The 6,083-nt window shown below is 74.7% G+C and carries 6 protein-coding genes; 3 read left to right on the forward strand and 3 right to left on the reverse strand.

What is annotated here, in order from left to right; translation table 11 throughout:
- Positions 1 to 139 precede the first annotated feature (139 nt).
- From ftsL to mraZ, 3 genes are all read right to left on the reverse strand, one after another.
- Positions 140 to 943, reverse strand: a complete 804-nt coding sequence (gene ftsL, locus ABWI04_RS41235; protein WP_353835814.1) for a cell division protein FtsL — start codon at positions 941 to 943, stop codon at positions 140 to 142.
- Positions 940 to 1,962, reverse strand: a complete 1,023-nt coding sequence (gene rsmH / locus ABWI04_RS41240) for a 16S rRNA (cytosine(1402)-N(4))-methyltransferase RsmH (RefSeq protein ID WP_345175502.1) — start codon at positions 1,960 to 1,962, stop codon at positions 940 to 942. The genes ftsL and rsmH overlap by 4 nt, the downstream gene beginning before the upstream one ends.
- Positions 1,963 to 2,207: 245 nt before the next feature.
- Positions 2,208 to 2,639: a division/cell wall cluster transcriptional repressor MraZ gene (gene mraZ, locus ABWI04_RS41245; RefSeq protein WP_089312308.1), complete on the reverse strand. Its 432-nt coding sequence runs from the start codon at positions 2,637 to 2,639 to the stop codon at positions 2,208 to 2,210.
- Positions 2,640 to 3,014: 375 nt separating this feature from the next.
- On the opposite strand from mraZ, the gene ABWI04_RS41250 reads away from it, so the two are divergent.
- Genes ABWI04_RS41250 through ABWI04_RS41260 form a run of 3 tightly spaced genes read left to right on the forward strand, consistent with a single transcriptional unit; the run spans position 3,015 to position 6,016 of the window.
- Positions 3,015 to 4,094 (forward strand): AAA family ATPase, encoded by a 1,080-nt coding sequence (locus ABWI04_RS41250; protein WP_345175505.1) that lies wholly within the window; start codon positions 3,015 to 3,017, stop codon positions 4,092 to 4,094.
- 3 nt (positions 4,095 to 4,097) lie between these two features.
- Positions 4,098 to 5,366, forward strand: coding sequence for a DUF58 domain-containing protein (locus tag ABWI04_RS41255; RefSeq protein ID WP_345175508.1), 1,269 nt, complete (start codon positions 4,098 to 4,100; stop codon positions 5,364 to 5,366).
- Between the two features lie 26 nt (positions 5,367 to 5,392).
- Complete coding sequence (locus ABWI04_RS41260; protein ID WP_353835815.1) at positions 5,393 to 6,016, forward strand: TgpA N-terminal domain-containing protein; 624 nt, start codon at positions 5,393 to 5,395, stop codon at positions 6,014 to 6,016.
- Positions 6,017 to 6,083: the final 67 nt, after the last annotated feature.

Below are 6,083 nucleotides of genomic sequence, written 5' to 3' on the forward strand. Positions count from 1 at the left end.
ACCCTATTTATCCTCGGAGGTCCTCGGAGAACCCGGGCAGGCCCAGCTTCCCCGGCCGCGGCCGGAGGGCGGCCCAGCGGTACCGCGTCCCGGGCCCTTCGTCACCGTTCCACCCGCTCCCCGCCGTGCCCTCGCCCGTTCACGGCGCTCCGTGCCCGGTCTGTGCTCCTGTGCCGCTCCGTGCTCCCGCGCCGTTCCCGTGACCGTTCCGCGTGCCCGCGCCCTGCCCGTTCCGCGTGCCCGCGCCGTTCGTGCGGGCGTCGGCGGGCGGGACGCCGTCGCCGGGGATCACGGTGCCGGGAACGCCGAGGACGCCCGCCGCGCCGGCCGACGCCGCGGCCGAGTGCGGGACGGGGCGGATGGTGCCGCCGGGGCGGCCGGGCTCGGTGGAGAAGAAGGCCGGGTCCTTGCCCGGCTTCATGCCGAGCCCCTCGGCCTTCTTCGACAGCTGCTGCGGGGCCCCCTCCCGGGCGATCTCCTCCTCGTAGGCCTGTCGCTGCTGTTCGAGCTGCTTGTTGCTCTGCTGCAGCCGCGTCAGCGTGAAGGCGTCCTTGGCGAGGACGGTGTTGAGCAGCAGCAGGCTGACCAGCGCGCCGCCGAGCAGCCCGACGATGAGAAGGACGAACGGGGCGCGCGGCGCGCTCTGGCCGCCGCGTCGCGACGCGGTCGCCCCTGTCGTGCCTCCCGTCGCGCCGCCCGCGGCCTTCGCGGCCTTCGTCGCCTTCGTGCTCTTGGCCGGCGAGGCCTTCGTCCGCGCCGGGGCGGGCGCCGCCTTCGCCGGCTTGGCGGGCTTGGCGGGCTTGGCGGGCGCCGGCTTGGCGGGAGCGGTCCCCGCGGGCCGGCTCTTCGGCGGCGCGGCCGGCGCCGGGGCGGCTCCGTCCGGCCGCTCCGGGGCCCGCTTCCTCGGCGCCCTGGTCGGCGGCCGCCTGCTCGTCGTGGTCATGTCGCCTCCCGGACGCGCTCCGCGGCGCGCATCCGCACCGATCCGGCCCGTGGATTGGTCGTGGTCTCCTCGTCGGACGCCACTTCGGCCCCGCGCGTCAGGAGCCGGAACCTCGGCTCGTGCTCGGGCAGCGGGACCGGCAGCTCCGGCGGGGTCGTGTCGGCCGCCTGGGCGGCGAGGACCTGCTTGGTGATGCGGTCTTCGAGCGAGTGGTAGGACAGGACGACCACCCGGCCGCCGACCGGGAGCGCGTCCAGGGCGGCGGGCAGCGCCCGGCGCCAGGTGTCGAGCTCGCCGTTCACCTCGATGCGCAGCGCCTGGAAGGTGCGCTTGGCCGGGTTCCCGCCGGTGCGGCGGGTGGCGGCGGGGATGGAGGTGCGCACCAGGTCGGCGAGCCGCCGGGTCGACTCCAGCGGGGCGCGCTCGCGCTCCCTGACGATCGCGGCGGCGATGCGCTGGGCGAACCGCTCCTCGCCGTACTCGCGCAGGATGCGGGCGAGCTCGGCGGGCGGGTAGCCGTTGACGACCTCGGCCGCGGTCAGGCTCTGGGTGCGGTCCATCCGCATGTCGAGGGGGGCGTCGTAGGAGTAGGCGAAGCCGCGGTCGGCCTCGTCGAGCTGCGGGGAGGACACGCCGAGGTCGAACAGGACGGCGTCGACCGCCCGGACGCGAAGCCGGCGCAGCACGGAGGGGATCTCGTCGTAGACGGCGTGCTCCAGCGCCACGCGGTCGCCGAACGGGGCGAGCCTGCGCGCGGACCGCTCCAGCGCCGTGGTGTCGCGGTCGAGGCCGATCAGGCGCAGCGACGGGACGGCCCGCAGCATCGCCTCGGCGTGGCCGCCCATGCCGAGCGTGGCGTCGAGGTACACGGGAGCACGGCCGGCGACGGCCTGCGCCGCGGGGACGAGAAGTTCGAGAACGCGGTCGAGCATGACCGGGATGTGGCCGCTCTCGGGCCCCCGGTCGTGCGCCGCGTGGTTCCTTGCGCTGTTCCCCGCTCCGTTCTCCACGCCGTCCATGCTTCACCCCCTGTACTGCCACCTCGCTCGCGGACTGTGTGGCATCGCCGGACCGGACCGTCCCGCGCCCCCGGCGGCGGCCTCGCCCGGCCAGGTCCCCATCCGCTGCCCTGGAGGAAGATCACCGCGTTGCCCGCGGGGGGTCGCCGTCTGGCACCGGGGAAGCTGCGCCAGCTGACTGGAGAGCGGCTGGAGACCTGGCCGAACGTGGGCCAGTGCCGGTCAACGGACCGACGAGTCATATCTCAGAGAATCCCTGGCAACACCTCCTCCGAGACGTCGGAGAAGGTTTGCTCCTCCTGCTCCAGGTAGGTCTCCCAGGCCTGGGTGTCCCAGATCTCCAGACGCGTGTTGGCCCCGATGACCGTGCAGTCGCGGGTGAGGCCCGCGTACTTGCGCAGCGGCGGAGGAATGGTGACGCGGCCCTGCTTGTCGGGCACCTCGTCGGAGGCGCTGGCGAAGAAGACCCGGCTGTAGCTCCGGACCGCCTTCTCGGTGACCGGCGCGGCACGCAGAGCCTCGGTTATCCGCTGGAACTCCGCCATGGGGAAGACGTACAGGCAGCGTTCCTGGCCCTTCGTGATCACCAATCCCCCCGACAGCTCCTCGCGGTACTTCGCCGGCAGGAACAGTCGTCCCTTGTCGTCGAGGCGCGGTGAGTGGGTGCCGAGAAACACCGGGCCCCACCTCCCGCGCCGCATGGGGCGCTACCGCCCCCCACGGCGCCCCACTCTACTCCACTCTTCCCCACCGTCAACAAGAAAAACACCGTCCACGCGCCGTTTTCCGCGACGAAATCGCAGGTCAACGGGGGTGGTGTGGAGTGGGGCCCAGCGGGGGCCCTCAGCGCGCCGCCCCGGCGCGAGCCGGTTCCGAACGCCCCCGCTCGGGGGGTGCGACACGGCCCTGTGGGACGGGGTGGAGTGAAGTGGTGAGGCGCACGCGTCGTTTGTCGTCGTCTCCGTGGAGCACAATTGGCTCGCGTTCCACATGAACATCGCAGTGGGCGTTCCAAAGACGTACTGTCGTTTGGAACGGCTGAGGAGGGTTTGGTGGCAGTAGGCACGCACGGCGAGTCGTTCATGGAGACCGACCCCCCGGCACCCCACCCGGCCCGGCGCGGCGGCCGTGACGCCGGAGCCGCGGACGCGGAGGGCCGTGACGCGGACCGCGGGACGGGAGGCGGGCTCGACGGGCTCGCCCACGTCGCGAACAAGATCCGCGACGCCGTGGAGTCGGTGATCGAGGGCAAGCCCTCGGCCGTGCGGCTCGCGCTGACGGTGCTGCTGGCGGAGGGGCACCTGCTCATCGAGGACGTGCCCGGGGTCGGCAAGACGATGCTCGCCAAGGCGCTCGCGCGTTCGGTCGACTGCTCGGTGCGGCGCGTGCAGTTCACGCCCGACCTGCTGCCGAGCGACATCACCGGGGTCAGCGCCTACAACCAGGAGCGGCGCGAGTTCGAGTTCAAGCCGGGCCCGGTGTTCGCCAACATCGTGGTCGGCGACGAGATCAACCGGGCGTCCCCGAAGACGCAGTCCGCGCTGCTGGAGTGCATGGAGGAGCGCCAGGTCACGGTCGACGGCACCACCTACGCGCTGGAGCCGCCTTTCATGGTCATCTCCACGCAGAACCCGGTGGAGATGGAGGGGACCTACCCGCTGCCCGAGGCGCAGCGCGACCGGTTCACCGCCCGCATCTCGATGGGCTACCCCGATCCCGCCGCCGAGCTGGAGATGCTGGAGACCCACGGCGAGACGTCACCGCTCGACCGGCTCACCCCGGTCGCGCACGCCGCCGACGTCCGCGACCTCATCGAGGTGGTGCGGGCCCAGCACGTCGCGCCGGCGGTGCGGCAGTACGCGATCGACCTCGTCTCCGCCACCCGCAGGCATCCGGAGCTGCGGCTCGGCGCGTCCCCGCGGGCGACCCTGCACCTGGTGCGGGCCGCGCGGGCCTACGCCGCGCTCGACGACCGCGACTACGTCGTCCCCGACGACATCCAGGACCTCGCCGTCCCCGTCCTCGCGCACCGGCTGCTGCCGACCGCCGAGGCGCAGGTGGAGCGCCGCCGTCCCGAACAGGTGGTGGCCGACCTGGTGAAGCGGCTGCCGGTGCCCTCCCCCGGCAGGTGACGGGTGCGACGGGCGCTGGCCGGCCTCACCACGCGGGGGCGGTCGTTCGTGGCCGCCGGGGCGACCGCGATCGTCTGCGCGGTGGCGCTCGGGGAGCGCGACCTGCTGCGCGCCGGGGTGCTCGTGCTGGCGCTCCCCCTGCTGTGCACGGTCGCGGTGGCGCGGACGCGGTACCGGCTGGCCTGCGCGCGGCGGCTGGAGCCGGCGCGGCTGCCGGTCGGCCACGAGTCCCGCGTCGACCTGCGGCTGGAGAACGTGTCGCGGCTGCCGAGCGGGCTGCTGATGGTGGAGGACCGGGTCCCCTACGCGCTCGGCGGGCGGGCCCGGTTCGTGCTGGAGCGGATCGAGCCGCACGCGTTCCGTGAGCTCGGCTACCGGATCCGCTCGGACGTGCGCGGGCGCTACCGGGTGGGGCCGCTGACCGTCCGGCTCGCCGACCCGTTCGGGATGGTGGAGCTGGTCCGCTCGTTCAGCCTCTCCGACACGCTCACGGTGACGCCGTCGATCGTGCCGCTGCCGCCGGGCCGGCTGTCGGGGGCGTGGACGGGCGGCGGCGACAGCGTCGCCCGCGCGGTGTCCGCGGCGGGCGAGGACGACGTGGCGCCGCGCGAGTACCGGCACGGCGACGACCTGCGCCGCGTGCACTGGCGTTCCACCGCGCGGCACGGGGAGCTGATGGTGCGGCGCGAGGAGCAGCACTTCCAGAGCAGCGGCACGCTCTTCCTCGACACCCGCCGGTCGGCCCACTGGGGCGACGGGCCGGCGGGCTCGTTCGAGCAGGCCGTCTCGGCGGCCGCGTCGATCGGCGTCCACCTCGTCCGGACGGGGATGAGCCTGCGGTACGTCACCGACGGCGGGGAGGCGCTGCCGGCCGCGCCCTCCGAGGGCGCGTTCGAAGGGCTGCTGCTCGACGCGCTGGCCGTCGCCCGCCGGTCCAAGGGCGGCTCGCTCTCGGCGGGGCTGGCCGCGCTGCGCGGGCACGGCGCGGGCCGGGAGGGCGACGGGCTGGTCGTCGGGGTGTTCGGCGTGCTGTCGGACGAGGAGGCCCGCGCGGTCTCCGCGGCCCGGCGCGGCACCGGCACGTGCGTCGCGGTCCTCATGCGGGGCGGCCCCGAGGACGGCGAACCGCAGGACGGCGGGATGGCCGCGGGGCTGCTGCGCGCGGGCGGCTGGCGGGTGGTGACCGTCGGGTCCGCGGCGGAGCTCGCCGGGGCGTGGGCGCGCGCGGGCAAGGCCGGCGAGGATTTCGTGTCAGGGGCGGCGCATGACTGAGGGCGGCGCATGAGCAGGGGCAGCACATGAGGGTCCGGATGACGGTGATGGCGGGGCTGGCGACGCTCGCCTGCTCGCTCGCGCTGTACCCGCTGTTCGAGAGGGCGAGCTGGTTCTGGGCGGGGCTCGGCGCGGTGCTGGCCGTGTCGGGCGGGGGCCTGCTGGCGCGGCGGCTGCGCATGCCCGCTCCGGTCGGCCTGCTGTTCGGGCTCGCGGCGCTCCTGCTCTATCTCAACCTCGCGTTCGCGGGCGGCGAGGCGTGGCTCGGCGTCGTCCCGTCACCGGAGTCGGTGCGGCGGCTCGGCGAGCTGGCGGACGAGGGCTGGCGTGCGGCCAACCGGTACGCGGCGCCCGTCCCGCTCGTCCCCGGCATCGCGATGCTGGCCGCCGCGGGCATCGGCCTGGTCGCCGTCCTGGTCGACCTGCTGGCCGTGCGGCTGCGCCGCGCCGCGCCCGCCGGGCTGCCGCTGCTGGCGATGTACAGCGTGCCCGCGGCCGTCCGCGAGGACGGCGTCGGCTGGCTGGCCTTCGGCATCGGCGCGTTCGGCTTCCTCGCCCTGCTGACGGCCGACGCCCGCGAGCAGGTCGGCGGCTGGGGCCGTACGGTGACGACGCGCCGCAGCCCGCGGCTTCCCAGCTTGATCGTCTGACCCTCGTTTGACCCCGGACTGCGAGTGATGGCGTGACCCTGGAGATCACGCGCCGGCAGCCGAACGG

This window comes from Actinomadura sp. NPDC000929, from assembly GCF_040492065.1.
Lineage (GTDB): Bacteria > Actinomycetota > Actinomycetes > Streptosporangiales > Streptosporangiaceae > Spirillospora > Spirillospora verrucosospora.

Coding starts and splice junctions, on each gene's coding strand:
- ftsL (WP_353835814.1), bottom strand. CDS start 943: ATGACCACGACGAGCAGGCGGCCGCCGACCAGGGCGCCGAGGAAGCGG.
- rsmH (WP_345175502.1), bottom strand. CDS start 1,962: ATGGACGGCGTGGAGAACGGAGCGGGGAACAGCGCAAGGAACCACGCG.
- ABWI04_RS41260 (WP_353835815.1), top strand. CDS start 5,393: ATGAGGGTCCGGATGACGGTGATGGCGGGGCTGGCGACGCTCGCCTGC.